Origin of the sequence: Campylobacter sp. LR264d, assembly GCF_008633895.1 — a bacterium.
In the GTDB taxonomy this organism is placed as follows: domain Bacteria; phylum Campylobacterota; class Campylobacteria; order Campylobacterales; family Campylobacteraceae; genus Campylobacter_D.
The window spans coordinates 1-329 of the sequence record NZ_VJNT01000015.1 but is presented as its reverse complement, the minus strand read 5'-3'; the positions used below and the strand labels follow the sequence as shown (position 1 = coordinate 329).

General features: G+C 23.4%; 1 protein-coding gene. It reads right to left on the bottom strand.

From position 1 onward, the window contains the following. On the bottom strand, window positions 1-329 hold a 329-nt coding region (locus FMM56_RS03625), incomplete at both ends, for a restriction endonuclease subunit S (RefSeq protein ID WP_190319012.1).

Genomic DNA, 329 nt, shown 5'->3' with positions numbered 1-329 from the left:
GGAAGATTTAAAAATAATTTTCTATCTAAATGCGGTATAGCAGCACCTTTTTTATTAAGCCTAAATAAATCTTTAAAATAAAGTAGCATAAAATCCATAAAATGAGTTAATGATATATTTTTGATTTCTAGTTTTTTAAGCGTACTACCTAAATATCCATTTTCTTTAATTGTAAAAACTTCACCAGAATTTTCTCCGTCCATTAAAATCACTCTATCATTTTTATAAACTTTATTGCCAAATGAAACTATATTTTCTATATTATTATTTCTTAAAAATTTTACGTCTAAAATGGGTAAATTTTCATCTTTACAAATTTCTCCACTTTG